At 31.6% G+C, this 1,782-nt stretch carries 1 protein-coding gene; it reads right to left on the reverse strand.

Features of this window, described 5'->3' with window-relative positions; translation table 11 throughout:
• Positions 1 to 246: 246 nt before the first annotated feature.
• Positions 247 to 1,398, reverse strand: a complete 1,152-nt coding sequence (locus tag ACIR310F_RS0100360; RefSeq protein ID WP_028082110.1) for an LptF/LptG family permease — start codon at positions 1,396 to 1,398, stop codon at positions 247 to 249.
• Positions 1,399 to 1,782: the final 384 nt, after the last annotated feature.

Consider the following 1,782-nt stretch of genomic DNA (forward strand, 5'->3'; position numbering starts at 1 on the left):
AACAGGGAACAGGGAACAGGGAACAGGGAACAGGGAACAGGGAACAGGGAACAGGGAACAGGAAAGAGGTTTCGGGCAACTTTACTTTTCGTTACATATTTCGGTTTTTTTCCGTTCACCTACTTAGTTAGGCACAGCGTCAGAATCAGGATCTCCAGGGTTAAAGGATAAACAGGATGAAAACGGGATTTTATCACCAATTACCCATGACCAATTACCCATTACCCATGACCAATTACCCATTACCTAAATTTTTTTAATTAATATATAGAAGCCAAAAACTGTAGCCAAAATATTTGGTAGCCACATTGCATAAATTGAGATATTTTCTGATATAATCAAAGCATGAATAATCGCCTCAAATATTTTTATTAACCAGAGAATTACTAAAGTAATTGTCAAACTATTATATTTAATTCTTGGTTGTAAATTAATTCCTATAGCTGCACCTAATAAAGCCAATACAGCACAGGAAGATGGTAGGGTAAATCTTTTTTGAAAATTAACTTGTAATTTGATTACATTCGGAATATCCCCGGCTTTTTTCGCAACTAACAATCGTTGATATATTTGTAATATATTCATTTCTCTGTCATCTAATCTTTCCCTATCGAGTTGAAATTGTGAAGATATATGAGAAAGATCAACAGCAATTTTATCAAATTTAATTCCCTGACCATAAGAACCATCTGGATTAATTATACTCTTGATACCGTCATAGAAATACCAATATTTTTCTCCTTGATTCCATTCAGCGAATTTAGATTTTATAATTACCTTTAATCCTTGGTTATCTCTAATTAATAAGGTAACTTCTTTCATTTTTCCATTGCTAAATCTCTTTGCGTAAAAGAGGTATTTAAGATAATTATCTTCATCTGATATTTGTTCATGATTCCTGTTAGCTAATTCCTTATAAACAATGTCATTATTTTTAATATCCCATCTATTTATATTCATCGCTTTTTCTAAAGTAATAGAAGCTTGATAGTTAGAGACAGGAACAATAAATTCATTAACAATAAATAGGATTAATGAGAGAATAAGACTGAGATTAATAGCTGGATATATTAACTTATATAAACTTATTCCACAACTTTGTAAAGCAATAATTTCCCTGGTACTTGATAATTTATCATAAACGAATATTGTGGTCATTAAAATAGCAATTGGTACAGCAAAAACAATAAATTCAGGTAGTTTAAGAATGTGTAAATATATTAAAGTACCCAAAGATATTTGTTCCGTCAGGAGAAAACTAAATTGCTCGAATGATATACCAATTGATTCCGCAACAACAGTAACAATAACAATGGTAAATAGTAAAATTGGGATAATTTCTGAGATTAAATAGCGCTCTAGTAATGATATGTGAGGAAAAATATTTATTTTTTTCATTTATCATTTTGCTGGTTATGTAGTTGCAGCAGTTGACGATATTTTGATATACAGATATTAGTGATAAAAATTTTGTGGTGCGTTTATTAATCTTATTTTTGTTTTTCGCAAACTTGGTTGAAGTTATTTTTGGAAATGTTGGGTTTCGCTGTCGCTCTACCCAACCTACTACTACTCTAAATATCAGGGCTATTTCATTCTAAACATAATCCGTCCTGAACTGATAGCGTAGCGTGGCGTAAGCCATAGTTCAGGGCTAATAATTCAAGTCCGTTTTAACGGACTATAAACTTTGCTTTAGTCGTCTTGAGACGACTTTTGCTATTAGACTCAGAATTCATTCTGAGGCGGGTTAAATAAGAATTAAATAGCTTTTGCTATTAG

This window comes from Dolichospermum circinale AWQC310F, from assembly GCF_000426925.1.
Lineage (GTDB): Bacteria > Cyanobacteriota > Cyanobacteriia > Cyanobacteriales > Nostocaceae > Dolichospermum > Dolichospermum circinale.

Bases quoted from the DNA above. Each gene is read 5' to 3' on its own strand.
- ACIR310F_RS0100360 (WP_028082110.1), bottom strand. From the start codon at position 1,398: ATGAAAAAAATAAATATTTTTCCTCACATATCATTACTAGAGCGCTAT.